The sequence below is a fragment of the Halorhabdus tiamatea SARL4B genome, assembly GCF_000470655.1.
Lineage (GTDB): Archaea > Halobacteriota > Halobacteria > Halobacteriales > Haloarculaceae > Halorhabdus > Halorhabdus tiamatea.
The window spans coordinates 2,085,469-2,098,458 of record NC_021921.1 but is presented as its reverse complement, the minus strand read 5'-3'; the positions used below and the strand labels follow the sequence as shown (position 1 = coordinate 2,098,458).

Here is a 12,990-nt window from a genome sequence, read left to right as displayed (position 1 = left end):
GGGCCGATTCCGTCTATGGCTCTTCGTCGATCAGGACGACGGCCTCGCCGTCGATGACCGCCTCGCCGTCGACGAGGACCTGCGTCGAGAGGCGATACCGCCCGCCGTCGAGCGTCTCGACCACTTCGACCTCGGCGGTCGCCCGGTCGCCGATTCGCACGGGGCCTTTGAATTCGAAGTCCTGCGAGAGGTAGACCACGGTGCCCGGAAAGCGGGCCAGCGCGGCGCTGATGAGGCCCCCGACGAGCATGCCGTGGGCGATCCGGCCGCCGAATCGCGTCTCGGCCGCGTAGTCGTCTTCGAGGTGGAGCGGATTGGTGTCGCCGCTGGCTGCGGCGAAGCTGGTGACGTCGTCGTCGCTGATCTCCTTGCTGAAGGTGACGCTGTCGCCGACATCCACCGCGTCGCTGTCCTCGACTGTGCGTTCCCACTCCCAGCCGGGGAGATCCTCGCCGCCCGCGACTGTCGCGTCCGTATTTTCGGTCATTGCGTCTGCCGGTTCGACGGCCCGCTACTAAACTGTGGGGTGGCGGGAGGAACCCGACTGAAATCGACACGAGTCCCGGCCGGCCGATCCGTATCGTCGGGGTGGCCCGGCCGCCCGGTCCCCTTCTTTTCGCCCTCGTATCTCTTTTGCTACCATCTGATGGCGTTCGATGGTATTGAGAGGAACTCTTATGTACCTATAGGCTGTATGTATAGTTGACCGATGACAGACGAGGACGACGGCTTCCAATGGCCGCCCGCGATGTTCACGGAAGCGAGCGAGAAGGCACTCGAGCAACAACAGGAGTTCGTCCGCCAGCTGATGAGTGGCGGTGGAGCCGCTGGGCTGGACATGAACCAGCTCGGGACGATGAGTCAGTTGGCGACGTTCAAGACCCGTGTCCAGAGCGGCGGTCGGCTGTCGATTCCGGACGCCGAGCGTGAAGCGCTGGACATCGAGGAAGGCGACATCGTCCAGGCCGTCGTCCTGCCGGTCAAACGCAACCGGAGTGAGTAACCTATGGTAGACTACACCACCCCCGTCACGACCGTCTTCGAAGCACAGCGCGCGACCATCGAACAGAGCCAGCAGGCCGTCGAACAGGGCGTCGAGTTCCAACAGCGGATGAACGACGTCGTCCTCGGCAGCCTCGAGAGCCAGGAGTCCGTCCAGCGCCGGGGCGTCGAGTTGAGCCAGACGGCGATTCACACGACCCTCGACGCGCTCGAATCGAGCGTTCCCGGCGTCGAGCCGGCCGTCGAGGAGCTCCGGAGCACCGTCGACGAGCAGTTCGAGTTCCTCCTGGAGAACCACGCCGAAGCCTTCGACGCCGCCGAGGCGGAACTCGGCGAGGGTGTCGACACCTACGACGAGATGAGCGCCGACTCCCTCGAAGCGCTCGACGAACAGGTATCGATGCTCATCGAGGCCCACGAGGACCTCGAGTCCCAGTCGGTCGACGCCGTCGAGGGTATGGCCGATCAGGTCGAGGATCTCCAGACCCAGGTCGAAGAAGTCAGCGAACAGATCCAGGACGTCCAGGAGCAGGCCGCCGAGGCCGTCGACGCCTGAGAGAGTACGTAGTTTTTTCTCCCAGCGAACATATGAACAACCATGAGCGATAAGAACGCGGACGTCGGGGCGGAGTACAGTGCGATGCTCGAAGACATGAACGAGGCCGTCGCGGAGTCGATCGAGCAGAATGTCCAGGCACAGGCGGCGTTCGTCGAGTCGTGGTCCGAGGCACTCTCGGAGTCGGTGATGGAAGACGACGAACTCGCCGAGGGCGTCGACGGCTACAACCAGGCGACCGAAGTCTGGATGGACGCCGCCGAACGGATGTTCGAACGCTCGGCCGACGCCGCCCAGGGTGAGGAAGTCGATCCCACCGAGTTCCGTGACATCTGGCTGCAGTCGGCCAACGAGGCAGCAAAAGAGATCATGGGCACGAGCGCCTTCGCGGCCGCCAACGGCCAGCTTATCCAGTCCATGCTCGATATGCAACAGCAAGCCGACGACGTCAGCCAGGAGACCATCGCCGAACTCGGTTTCCCCACTCGAGACGACATCGACGAGGTCGGCGAGCGCCTGATCGAACTCGAACGCCGCCAGCACGCACTCGAGGAGAAACTCGACCGGATCCTCGAGGCAGTCGAGGAGTGATTCCCATGGCAGACCCACTCAGCGCCGCGCTGGACGTCCAGCGCCGCGCGTTCGAAGAGATGCAGTCGGCCGGCGAAACCGCTGACGTGCTCGACGACCGTCTCGAAACGATGGCCGACGTCGAAGTCGGGCAGACCCCTGCCGACGTCGTTTACGAGGAGAACAAACTCGAACTGCTGCACTACGATCCCGCGGCAGCGGGCATCGACATTCCCGAGGACGAACGCGAGGACGTCCCAATCTTGATCGTCTACGCGCTGATAAACAAGCCCTACATCCTGGATCTCCAGCCCGACCGGTCGGTCGTGCGCCGACTCCTCGAGGCCGGTCACGACGTCTACCTGGTCGACTGGAACGAGCCCTCCCGGCTCGACCAGCACCTCGCCCTGGAGGACTACGTCGACCGCTACATCGACAACTGCGTCGACACTGTCCGGGGGCGCTCGGGCCAGGACGCGATCAACGTCCTCGGGTACTGTATGGGCGGGACGATGAGTGTGATGTACAGCGCTCTCCACCCCGAGAAAATCAATACGCTCGGTCTGATGGCGACCGGGCTGTACTTCGAGGAGTCGGGCGGTGTCCTCGAACGGTGGGGCGACGAGGCGTACTACGATCCCCAGCAGGTGATCGAGACGTTCGGGAACGTCCCTTCGGAGTTCTTAGACGAGGGCTTCGCCCTGATGGACCCGATCGACAACTACGTCACCAAGTACGTCCGCTTCGTCGAGAACCTCGACAACGAGGACTTCGTGAAGAACTTCGCGCGGATGGAACGCTGGCTCGATGAGGGCGTCGACGTCGCCGGCGCGACCTACGCCCAGTTCTTAGAGGACATCTACCAGGGCAACAAGCTCTACGAGAACGAACTCTACCTCGGCGATCAACACGTCGACATCGACAACATCGACATGCCGGTCCTGCAGATCGTCGGCGAGTACGACCACCTCGTCCCGCCCGCGGCGAGCAAGCCGTTCAACGACGTCATCCCGAGTGCGGACACCGAGATCATCGAGTACTCGACGGGCCACGTCGGCATGGCTGTCTCCTCGAGCACCCACGAGGACGTCTGGCCCCAGGTCGCCGAGTGGTTCAGCGAGCGGTCCCGCGGCTCGCCCGACGTCGAGACGGTCGACGGCATCGGCCCGACCTACGCCGAGCGCCTCCGGGCGGCCGGCATCGAGACCGTCGAGGACCTCGCGGCGTCCGATCCCGAGACCGTCGCCGAGGCCGCCGAGGCCCCGCTCGGCCGCGTCGAGGACTGGTTCGAAGCCATCGAATGAGGACGCGTCGGTCGCCGCCGGCGTTTCGTTTGTGCCGTCCGTCCACTTCCACCCCGGTTTGAGAACCTTCTTGAGGGAGTGCGCACAATAGATGCTACCATAATGGCTCGCGCGGAGAACACGGAGTTCATCGATCTCTTCGAGGAGTTCTACCGGGATTACTACCGCAACGAGATCGGCGAACTCGCCCAGAAGTACCCCAACGACCAGAAGTCGCTGTTCGTCGACTACCAGGACCTCTACCGCTTCGACCCCGACCTGGCGGAGGACTACCGCAACAAACCCGACCAGCTCCAGGAGTACGCCGAGGAAGCCCTCCGGCTGTTCGACCTGCCGATCGACGTGAAGCTCGGACAGGCCCACGTCCGGATGACCAACCTTCCGGAATCGACCGACATCCGGGAGATCCGGGCCGATCACCGCGGCCAGCTCGTCAGCGTCCAGGGCATCATCCGGAAAGCCACGGAAGTCCGACCCAAAATCACCGACGCGGCCTTCGAGTGCCAGCGCTGCGGGACGCTCACCCGCATCCCCCAGTCGACCGGCGACTTCCAGGAACCCCACGAGTGCCAGGGCTGTGAACGCCAGGGGCCCTTCCGGATCAACTTCGACCAGTCGGAGTTCATCGACGCCCAGAAGCTCCGGGTGCAGGAGTCCCCCGAGGGACTGCGCGGCGGGGAGACGCCACAGAACATCGACGTCAACATCGAGGACGACATCACCGGCGACGTCACCGCGGGCGATCACGTCCGGGTGACGGGCGTGCTCAAGCTCGATCAGCGGGGCAACGACCGCGAGAAGTCGGCCATGTTCGACGTCTACATGAACGGCGTCAGCGTCGAGATCGAGGACGAGGAGTTCGAGGAGATGGACATCGACGAGGCCGATAAAAAGGAGATCGTCGCTCTCTCCGAGGAACGGGACATCTACGAGCAGATGACCGACTCCATCGCCCCCTCGATCTACGGCTACGACCAGGAGAAACTCGCGATCGCGCTCCAACTGTTCTCCGGCGTGACAAAACATCTGCCTGATGAGTCACGGATCCGAGGCGACCTCCACGTGCTCCTGATCGGGGACCCTGGTACGGGTAAGTGCCTCGACGCCGACACGAACGTACAACTCGCCGACGGAACGACGAGAGCGATCGGCGAACTCGTAGAGGCGAACCTAAACGATCCCAAGCCCGTCGACGACGGCGTCTGGGATCACGCGTCGATACCGCTTCCAACACTCGCCCCCGATGGGTCGCTCACGACGGCCGAAGCGACCAAAGTCTGGAAGCGGGAGGCTCCTGCGCACCTGTACCGGATCCGGACCGACAGTGGAAGAGAACTCGATGTGACGCCATCGCATCCGCTGTTCGTCCAGCAAGACGGGAGGCCGACAGCGGTGGAGGCTGAAAAGCTCGAGGAAGGACAGTTCGTCGCGACACCGCGATCAGTTCCGGCACCTGGAGACGATCGAATCGAGGCGGACTATCGCGATGTCCTTCCTGTGTCCGGCGAAACCCTTCGCGAAATTCGCGAATCACTCTCACTTTCGCAGTCTGACTGTGGTCTATCCCGTGCAACGTATCAGCACTACGAGCGCGGCGATCGAAACCCGAGTCGCGAGTCCCTCCGTGCCGTCGTCGATGCGTTCGAGGAGCGATTGGCATGGCTGAAAGACCAACGTGACGGGCTGGCTGGCGAGGACTGGGAGACGATCGTCGAACTTCGGGACGAACTCTCCATCTCACAGCAATCGCTCGCCGACGGGATGGACGTCACCCAGACAGCGATCAGCTACTACGAGCGCAACGAGGTTGCACCCGACGGCGGTGAGACGGTCGCCGCCAGCGGGGTCGTCCGCGACCGACTCCAAGAGGCGCTTGCCGTCGAATCCACTGTCGACCGGTTGGGCGATCTCGCCAGGAACGACGTTCGTTGGGATCGGATTGCGTCGATCGAAGCGGTCGACCCAGACGACGAGTGGGTGTACGACCTCGAAGTCGAGGGCACCCACAGCTACGTTTCCAACGGTGTCGTCTCGCACAACTCCCAGATCCTCCAGTACATTCGCCACATCGCACCGCGATCAGTTTTCACGTCGGGGAAGGGATCCAGTTCGGCAGGGTTGTGCGTCACTGGAGACACGCGGATCCAGACCGAAGACGGGTTCAGACAGATTCGGGACGTCGTGACGGAGGACCTCCCGGAGTCAGTCGCCACCGAAACGGCTGCCGAGCGAGCGATCGACGTCCAGAGCTTCGACCGCGAGGGCGGCGAGATGGATGCCCGGACGTCGAGTCACGTCTGGCGGATGCCCGAGAAGCCGACGCGCCGGATCGAGACCGAGTACGGCAAGGAACTCGAAGCCTCGGTGAACACGCCGGTGTTGACCTGCGGGAGCGACGGCATCGAGTGGGCCGAGATCTCGGACATCGAGGCCGGCGATTTCATCGCCGCACCCCGCTTCGAGGACCTCGACCGATCCGAAGTCGACGTCCGGGACTTGCTGACCCTTTCGACGGAGAAAGTGAGGCTTACAGAGGAGTCTATTGAGTTCCTCCGGACGGAACTCACCGAGGAATTCGGCACGCTCCGGGATGCGGCCGCTGCCCTGGATCTCTCGGAGGACTTCATTTATCTACACCTGAAGAACCGCCACGTTCCGCTGTCGAAGCTCGATCGAATGCTCAAGGCCATCGACGCGACACGGTCGGCCGTCGACTTCGAGCGCCTGATGGTCCGCCATGGCGAGAGCATCACGATCCCGGAGAGCTTCGACGCGGACCTCATGTACCTGCTCGGACTCGTCTTCGGCGACGGCGACATCTCGCTGGACCGCCGCGACGGGAATCGCGGGATGGTCCGGATCTCCAACGGAGACGAGGCGCTACTCGAACGAGCGGCCGACATCTTCGAAGCGAAGTTCGACAAGCGCCCGGAGATCGAACGCCAGAACGATCGCGTCCCCTGTATTCGGGTCAACAGCGTCACCATTGCTCGACTGTTCGAAAACGCCGGCATGGAGAGTCCGAAGAAGCACCTCGCGCTCGCTCCTGAACTCACCGTCACGGAACACGGGGATGCCTTCCTCCGCGGGCTGATGGACGCCGACGGGTCGGTCTCAGTGCGCGGGGAGAAGGGCGGCTCGAGCGTCCAGCTGTCGACGATCAGCGAGACGCTGGGCGAGCAGGTCCAGCTCATGCTGGAGTCCTACGGTGTGAAGGCTCGACTTCGGGAACGCGATCGACGCGGGACATCCGAGTTGGCCGACGGCCACGAGATCGAATCCGGCCACGTCCAGTACTTCCTGGAGCTGTACGGGGCCGAGATCGACCGCTACGCCGAGGCGATCGGCTTCGAGAGCATCGAGAAGCAGACCGCTCTCGAAGAGATCGTCCGTGAGGAGCGACGCCAGCGCGAGAAGATTCCGGTTGGGTCGGCGCTCGCCGCCGTCGACGGTGTTGCCGGCGACTACTATCAGAACGTCAACCGCGGCGACAACCCGGGCCGCGCCCGCGCCAGATCGATGCTCGCGGACATCGATCTCGGGCCGGTCGAACCGCTCGTCGAGGAGGCCGTCGAGGCCGATCTCCGGTGGGAGGAGGTCGTCGCTGCCGTCGACACGGGCGAGAAGGAAGTCTTCGACCTGACCGTCCCGGAGACGCACAACTTCCTCGGCAACGGACTGGTGACGCACAACACCGCTGCGGCTGTTAGAGATGACTTCGGTGACGGCCAGCAGTGGACGCTCGAAGCCGGCGCGCTGGTGCTGGCCGATCGCGGGATCGCGGCAGTGGACGAGCTGGATAAGATGAGATCCGAGGACCGCTCGGCCATGCACGAAGCCCTCGAACAGCAGTCCTACCATCCCGATTCTGAACTCCTCCTCGCAGACGGCCGACGCGTCGAGATCGGAAACTTTGTCGACCAGCGAATGGGTGAACGCTCCGATGATGTGATCGACGGGGTCGATTGTGAAATCTTGCCTGTCGACGACGTGAGCGTTCATTCTGCTGATCTGGACGACAACGAGGTACAGAAACTCCCAGTCGATCGGGTCAGTCGCCACGAGGCCCCCGAGGAGTTCGTCCGTGTTTCGTTCTCGAACGGACGAGAGGTCGTCGTCACGCCGGAACACCCGATGTTTGTCGCGGCTGATGGCGATATTGACACGCTCGAAGCGCGTCATGTCGATGAAGGATATTTCGTCCCGGCACCTCGAAAACTCCCGAACTCTGCCGCGACGGTACCACTCGAAGACGAGTCCCAGAACGGCAAAGAGAAGGATATAGCACTCCCTGCGGCCATGTCGCCCGATCTCGCAGAGATTCTCGGCTTCCTCATCGCTGAAGGGCATTCCTATGCTGGCTCCGCCCACGAGATCGGCTTCTCCAATCAGGATGAGCGCCTCCTCGATCGAATGGACGAACTGATGGGGCGCGTTTTCGGGATGGGGAGTACGGATACGACCAACGCTGCGGGGACCGTGACGAAACGATGGATCTCGACACAACTTTATCGCTGGTTCCAGGAAAACTTCCCCGAATTCATGCACACCGCACGGGACAAGCGCATTCCGTCGAAAGTGCTCGGTGCCTCCGAAGAGGAGATCAGGCGCTTCCTGGTCGGTGCGTTCCAAGGTGATGGTGGCGTTGAGAGCGAAGCAATGGCATTTTGTACGGCGTCCCCGGGCCTCGCCGAAGATTACGCCGACGCGCTGTCCAAAATCGGCGTCGCGACTCGAATCCATCACGACGACGCGGAGGATTCGTGGAAAACGTATGTCATGGGTGATTCGACGGAGCGATTCGTCACGAAGATCGTCCAACCACGTGACGACCGATACGAAGACGCCCAGACGTTCGTGGAGCGAAGCAATGAGACGCCGAGACACCACGACGTTTTACCGACGGATGCAGCCCGAGAACTCCGCGAACTGCGAAATTTACTCGGGCTACGGAAGACTGGGCAATTCAAGCCTAATCTCGAAAACGATTTCGGCGTTCACATCGGCACCGTCGAAGCGGAACTCGACACGCTCCGGGAGCGTGCCGAGGAGATCCGGTCCGCACTCGAAGCAGCGGACGATCTCGCGGCTGTTCGGAACGCTATCGGCTGGTCCGGTCGGCAACTCGCTGAGCGTCTGGAGAACGAAACGACGAGTGCAGTTCATTACGCTGAGTCGGGCGGTTACGACGCTGAACGACGCGCTTTGCTCAGGAGACAGGCCCTGGAAGCTGCCAAGTCAGCTCTCACGGAATTCGAGCAGCGGGCGGAGACGCTGGAATCACGAACGGACTTCCGATATTACCGCGTTACCGACGTAGAAACGCTCCCCAACGAGGGCGAGCACGCGACGGAGTGGGTCTACGACGTGACGGTCGAGCCGACTAACACCTTCGTGAGTCAGGGTGTCGTTCTGCATAACTCGATCAGCATCTCCAAGGCCGGAATCAACGCCACCCTCAAATCCCGTTGCTCACTCCTCGGCGCGGCAAACCCCAAGTACGGCCGGTTCGATCAATACGAGCCGATCGGCGAGCAGATCGACCTCGAGCCGGCGCTGATCTCCCGGTTCGACCTCATTTTCACCGTCACCGACGAGCCCGACGAGGAGGCGGACGCCGAACTCGCCGAACACATCCTCCGGACGAACTACGCGGGCGAACTCAACACTCATCGGGAGCAAAACAGCACGCCCGACTACAGCGCCGAAGAGGTCGAGTCGGTTACCGATACGGTCGCCCCGGAGATCGACCCCGAACTCCTCCGGAAGTACGTCGCCTACGCCAAGCGGAGTTGCTTCCCGACGATGACCGAGGAGGCCAAGGCAGCCATCCGGGACTTCTACGTCGAGTTGCGGACGAAGGGCTCGGGCGAGGACGCGCCGGTCCCCGTGACGGCCCGGAAACTCGAGGCGCTGGTGCGGCTCGCGGAGGCGAGCGCCCGCGTCCGGCTCTCCGACACCGTCGAAGCGGCGGACGCCGAGCGGGTCATCGGGATCGTCCGGTCGTCACTCGAGGACATCGGCATCGACCCGGAGACGGGCGAACTCGACGCCGACGTCGTCGAGACGGGGACTTCCAAATCACAGCGCGACCGGATCAAAAACATCCGCGGGATCATCGCCGACATCGAAGAAGAGTACGACGAGGGCGCGCCCGTCGACGTCGTGATCGAGCGCGCCGAGGAGGTCGGCATGGACGCAAGCAAGGCCGAACACGAGATCGAGAAACTCAAACAGCAGGGCGAGGTGTACGAACCCCGCACGGATCATCTCCGGACGACGTGAACTGCTGTCCGCTACCGAACTGCCGGTGTGCTCTCCCCCCGCCGTCGTCGCCTACGCTTTGCTGTGCACGTCCTGATACGTCGAGCGGAGCGTTGCGGGTGCCACCCCTGCGACGTCGGCAACCTCGCGTTGCGTGACGTCGGCGTCCCCCTCTCGGGCGGCCGTGTACAGACACGCCGCGGCCACCCCGCTGGGCGCACGACCGCCGGCCAGGTTCTCCTCGGTGACGAACGACGCGAGTTCGCGTGCGCGGCGCTCGACGTCGACGCGGAGATCCAGCCGGCTGGCGAACCGCGGCAGGTACTCCCGGGGATCGATCGGCCCGGTTTCGAGTCCCAACTCGCGGTTGAGTGCAGTGTAGGCGACCGTCAGTTCGTCCTCGCTGGCGTGAGCGACCGTCGAGACTTCCTCGACCGTCCGCGAGACGCCGGCGATCCGACACACGGCGTACACCGCGGCGGCGGCCATCCCCTCGATGGAGCGCCCGTGTAACAGTCCCTCTCCCTGGGACGTTTCGAACAGGACGCAGGCGTCCTCACGGAAACTCCGGGATAGCGACAGCCGACCCACGAGCCGGCGGATCTCCATGATGCCGTACATCAGGTTCCGCTCGGCCTTCGAGGACGTCTGGGACCGCCGGTGTTGACGGCGCAACCGCGCGATCCGACGTCGGCGTCGCGGCGGCGCGCCACGGTCGCGGCCGATCCGGGTTGACAGCCCGTGATCGTGTCGCGACCGCGAAACCGGCGGTCCGGTCCGGCGGCGATCGGTCTGATCGTCGTCGAACGATCGCCACTCCGGACCGTGGTCGATTCGTGCTTCCGAGACGACCAGTCCACACTCGCTGCAGATTGCTTCCTGGCCGTCACGCATCAGTTCCCCCGAACATTCCGGGCAGTCCCCCGATGTCCCTGGCGCGTGCACAGCGATCGAAAGAAGACAACTTGTCGTAATTAATCTACTGATTTCACTCTCATACAACACTACCCAATATCAGATATTGATCGTGATTTCTTCCGCGATGGCGTCCTGTTCAGCGTCCGAAAACCGGGGGCGTCTGGCAAAGAGCGCGTGAACCGGCCCGGCGTCGTCGTCTGGAAAGCGAGGGATAACGTGAGCGTGGACGTGCGGAACCTCTTGACCGGCGGGTTCACCGTTGTTGACCGCGACAGTGGTTGCCGGGGCGTCGACGGCCGCCTCGACGGCAGGCACGACGTCGTGTAGCGCTTCGTAGAATCCCGTTGCCGTCTCGGATGGGACGTCGGCGAGGCGCTCGTGGTGATCCTTCGGAACCACGAGCGTGTGCCCCCTCGCGAGCGGGTTGGCGTCGAGAAACGCCAGTGCGTCCGCCGTCTCGTGGACGGTGTGGCTCGGTAGTTCGCCCTCGACGATCGAACAGAACACGCAGTCGGACATACCCGGAGTGATGACTGCACGGGTCAAAAACCGCCGGGTCCGGACTGATACTGCCGGCTGTAACAGACTGAAGGAATTCGCCACCCCGGTGTGGCGAATATCTTTACGAACTCACAGCCGGCAGTATGAGGACTGTCCCGCGGGTACCTTTTTTAGCGCGCTGGCCGTACGCGCCCACGATGACGTTCGACTTCGATCCTGCGACCCAGACGACGTGGTTTCACAGTCCCCTCGAGGACTTCGAGGAGGTATCAGTCGAGACAGAGGTCCGGGAGGATCCCCTCACCGGACGCCAGTCCCGGATCGTCTCGGAGAACTTCGTTCGACCGGAGGGCGACCCCGACATCGCGGCCGTCGTCGGGGACAGGGAGGGCTGTTTCTTCTGTCCCGACATGGTCACCGACGCGACACCGACCTACCCCGACTGGGTCGGGTTCGATCGTGGAGAGTGGGGCGAGGCGACCTCCTTCCCGAATCTCAACCCCTACGGCGATCACTCCAACGTCGTCGTCCTCACCGAGGACCACTACGTCCCGATCGACGAGTTCACCGTCGAGCAGTTCACCGACGGGCTGGCGGCCGCCCTGGAGTTCGTCGACGTGGCCTTCGAGTCCGACGCCGCTGACGAGTACGCCTCGATCAACATGAACTTCCTCCGGCCGGCCGGCAGCAGCATCATCCACCCGCACATGCAGACGCTGATCGACGAATGTGGGACGAACCGCCAGGCCGACCGCGCCGAGGCGGCCCGCGCCTACCGCGAGGAACACGACGCCTCCTACTGGGACGACGCGATCTCGGAGACGACCGAGTCCGACCGATATATCGGCTCGACCGGGGCCGTCGAGTGGGTCGCGCCGTACGCGCCCAAACACCACCGCCACGTCCGCGGTGTCGCGCCGGGCGTGGACGTCCCCGACCCGACGGACCCGGTCGTCGAGGACCTGGCGGCCGGCATCGTCAACGTCCTCGACTACTACGGGTCGGCCGGTCACAACAGCTTCAACCTCGCGCTCACGCTCCAGGACGGCGACCCGGCGAACCCGCCGGTGATCGACCTGGTCTCCCGGGCGGTCTTCGAGCAGTACTACTGGTCGGACTCGCCCTTTTTCGCCACGCTCCACGACGAGAGCGTCGTCGACGTCCCGCCCGAAGACTACGCTACTGAGGCGGCCGCGTTCTTCTGAGACGACGCGAAGGCGTCCACAGCGCCGCTGGCTGATCGGCCCCCTACTCCGTCAGCGGGAGGACGATGCCGAAGGTAAAGGGCGCGATGAGCCCGATCAACACGCCGCTGATCTCCAGATCGAGCAGTAGCGTTGCCTCCCACTCCGGTAGTTGGCCGATCAGTGTGGGGCCGAGAACGTGCCCTACTGCGCCGATCGCGAGGAGGGCAACGCCGAGGAGAAAGCTGTTTTTCGTCCACGTTGCGTAATCCATGTCCCGAGTCGGTGCCATCGTCGTGTCGTTTTCCGGGCGAAAATATAACGATTTCGTCATGCGTCTCCCCGAGCGCAGATATCCGCGGTGCGATTGGCCAGGGCGACACTGGCGTCCGCCTCGTCGACGCTGGCGACCGAACGAAAAGAGTCATAATCACCAGTTCTCCTAAAGACAGCTATGCTAAACGTCTTGACCGAGCAACTGACCGGCCTCGCGATGGGGCTGTTGGCTGGCGTCCTGACCCTCGTCGGGTTCGTCGCCGAATCCGCTGCCTTCGAGAACCTCGCGGCCGGCCAGCAAGTCATCGGTGTCTGGGAAATTGTCGTCGGCACACTCCTGCTGGTCGCGGGCGCGAAACTGGTCCGGGACGAAGCCGTCCCGCGGCTCATGGCCATCACCGACGGGTAGCACGTT

General features: G+C 63.5%; 11 protein-coding genes and 1 pseudogene. 8 read left to right on the top strand and 4 right to left on the bottom strand.

Annotation, left to right across the window (positions count from 1 at the left end; translation table 11 throughout):
• Positions 1-13 precede the first annotated feature (13 nt).
• On the bottom strand, positions 14-487 hold the full coding sequence (locus HTIA_RS10310; protein WP_008523971.1) for a MaoC family dehydratase: 474 nt from the start codon (positions 485-487) through the stop codon (positions 14-16).
• A gap of 222 nt (positions 488-709) precedes the next feature.
• On the opposite strand from HTIA_RS10310, the gene HTIA_RS10305 reads away from it, so the two are divergent.
• The 6 genes and pseudogenes from HTIA_RS10305 (at position 710) to HTIA_RS17185 (ending at position 9,717) form a co-directional block, all read left to right on the top strand.
• On the top strand, positions 710-1,003 hold the full coding sequence (locus tag HTIA_RS10305; RefSeq protein WP_008523972.1) for an AbrB/MazE/SpoVT family DNA-binding domain-containing protein: 294 nt from the start codon (positions 710-712) through the stop codon (positions 1,001-1,003).
• 3 nt (positions 1,004-1,006) lie between these two features.
• Positions 1,007-1,558: a hypothetical protein gene (locus HTIA_RS10300; RefSeq protein WP_008523974.1), complete on the top strand. Its 552-nt coding sequence runs from the start codon at positions 1,007-1,009 to the stop codon at positions 1,556-1,558.
• A 42-nt stretch (positions 1,559-1,600) separates the two neighbouring features.
• Positions 1,601-2,149 (top strand): poly(R)-hydroxyalkanoic acid synthase subunit PhaE, encoded by a 549-nt coding sequence (locus tag HTIA_RS10295; protein ID WP_008523976.1) that lies wholly within the window; start codon positions 1,601-1,603, stop codon positions 2,147-2,149.
• Positions 2,150-2,154: 5 nt separating this feature from the next.
• Positions 2,155-3,432 (top strand): class III poly(R)-hydroxyalkanoic acid synthase subunit PhaC, encoded by a 1,278-nt coding sequence (gene phaC, locus HTIA_RS10290; protein ID WP_008523978.1) that lies wholly within the window; start codon positions 2,155-2,157, stop codon positions 3,430-3,432.
• A 102-nt stretch (positions 3,433-3,534) separates the two neighbouring features.
• Positions 3,535-4,191 (top strand): annotated as a pseudogene (locus tag HTIA_RS17520) (LAGLIDADG family homing endonuclease); the annotation flags it as partial.
• A gap of 108 nt (positions 4,192-4,299) precedes the next feature.
• Complete coding sequence (locus HTIA_RS17185; protein WP_449404939.1) at positions 4,300-9,717, top strand: LAGLIDADG family homing endonuclease; 5,418 nt, start codon at positions 4,300-4,302, stop codon at positions 9,715-9,717.
• Positions 9,718-9,768: 51 nt separating this feature from the next.
• Here HTIA_RS17185 and HTIA_RS10275 read toward each other — a convergent pair whose 3' ends face one another.
• Entirely contained in the window at positions 9,769-10,641 is an 873-nt protein-coding gene (locus HTIA_RS10275; protein WP_044950794.1) for a transcription initiation factor IIB, read from the bottom strand.
• A gap of 69 nt (positions 10,642-10,710) precedes the next feature.
• A complete protein-coding gene (locus HTIA_RS10270; protein ID WP_008523983.1) occupies positions 10,711-11,133 on the bottom strand; it encodes an HIT family protein in 423 nt (140 codons plus the stop codon).
• A 179-nt stretch (positions 11,134-11,312) separates the two neighbouring features.
• Between HTIA_RS10270 and HTIA_RS10265 the strand changes: the two genes are divergently transcribed.
• Positions 11,313-12,320 carry a hypothetical protein gene (locus tag HTIA_RS10265; RefSeq protein ID WP_008523984.1) on the top strand — a complete coding sequence of 336 codons (1,008 nt, stop codon included), beginning with the start codon at positions 11,313-11,315 and terminating at the stop codon, positions 12,318-12,320.
• A 43-nt stretch (positions 12,321-12,363) separates the two neighbouring features.
• Here HTIA_RS10265 and HTIA_RS10260 read toward each other — a convergent pair whose 3' ends face one another.
• A complete protein-coding gene (locus HTIA_RS10260) occupies positions 12,364-12,591 on the bottom strand; it encodes a DUF7860 family protein (protein ID WP_021029374.1) in 228 nt (75 codons plus the stop codon).
• A 162-nt stretch (positions 12,592-12,753) separates the two neighbouring features.
• On the opposite strand from HTIA_RS10260, the gene HTIA_RS10255 reads away from it, so the two are divergent.
• Positions 12,754-12,984 carry a hypothetical protein gene (locus HTIA_RS10255; protein WP_008523987.1) on the top strand — a complete coding sequence of 77 codons (231 nt, stop codon included), beginning with the start codon at positions 12,754-12,756 and terminating at the stop codon, positions 12,982-12,984.
• The last annotated feature ends 6 nt before the right edge of the window (positions 12,985-12,990 follow it).

Excerpts from the sequence above, each read along its gene's own strand:
- HTIA_RS10310 (WP_008523971.1), bottom strand. The coding sequence starts at position 487 with ATGACCGAAAATACGGACGCGACAGTCGCGGGCGGCGAGGATCTCCCC.
- HTIA_RS10305 (WP_008523972.1), top strand. The coding sequence starts at position 710 with ATGACAGACGAGGACGACGGCTTCCAATGGCCGCCCGCGATGTTCACG.
- HTIA_RS10300 (WP_008523974.1), top strand. The coding sequence starts at position 1,007 with ATGGTAGACTACACCACCCCCGTCACGACCGTCTTCGAAGCACAGCGC.
- HTIA_RS10295 (WP_008523976.1), top strand. The coding sequence starts at position 1,601 with ATGAGCGATAAGAACGCGGACGTCGGGGCGGAGTACAGTGCGATGCTC.
- phaC (WP_008523978.1), top strand. The coding sequence starts at position 2,155 with ATGGCAGACCCACTCAGCGCCGCGCTGGACGTCCAGCGCCGCGCGTTC.
- HTIA_RS17185 (WP_449404939.1), top strand. The coding sequence starts at position 4,300 with ATGGACATCGACGAGGCCGATAAAAAGGAGATCGTCGCTCTCTCCGAG.
- HTIA_RS10270 (WP_008523983.1), bottom strand. The coding sequence starts at position 11,133 with ATGTCCGACTGCGTGTTCTGTTCGATCGTCGAGGGCGAACTACCGAGC.
- HTIA_RS10265 (WP_008523984.1), top strand. The coding sequence starts at position 11,313 with ATGACGTTCGACTTCGATCCTGCGACCCAGACGACGTGGTTTCACAGT.
- HTIA_RS10260 (WP_021029374.1), bottom strand. The coding sequence starts at position 12,591 with ATGGCACCGACTCGGGACATGGATTACGCAACGTGGACGAAAAACAGC.
- HTIA_RS10255 (WP_008523987.1), top strand. The coding sequence starts at position 12,754 with ATGCTAAACGTCTTGACCGAGCAACTGACCGGCCTCGCGATGGGGCTG.